Origin of the sequence: Pseudomonas sp. SIMBA_068 (assembly GCF_046534705.1) — a bacterium.
Lineage (GTDB): Bacteria > Pseudomonadota > Gammaproteobacteria > Pseudomonadales > Pseudomonadaceae > Aquipseudomonas > Aquipseudomonas putida.
Window position 1 is genome coordinate 1 of the sequence record NZ_JAWRYI010001346.1, and the last position, 245, is coordinate 245.

Sequence of the window (245 nt, forward strand, 5' to 3'; positions counted from 1 at the left end):
CGGTACCTGGCGGCGCGCATGAAACCTTAAGCGAGCTGGCGGTCACCACGCCGGATGCCGCCCGCGCCACGCTGGAAGCCCATCGTCACGCCTTTGAAAAGCAAGGTTTGAATGCCATCTGGCCACGCATCATTGCCCTGGTGGTTCAACCCGGCGTCGAATTCGATCACACCAACGTTATTGATTATCAGCCCGCCAAAGCGAGCGCCTTAAGCCAGATGGTCGAAAACTACGAAACGCTGATT

The 245-nt window shown here is 57.6% G+C and carries 1 protein-coding gene; it reads left to right on the forward strand.

Going from position 1 to position 245, the window contains the following annotated elements; all coding sequences use genetic code 11:
- Positions 1 to 245, forward strand: a 245-nt coding sequence (locus tag SB756_RS33990) for a class II D-tagatose-bisphosphate aldolase non-catalytic subunit (protein WP_410913749.1), incomplete at both ends; no start/stop codon positions are given.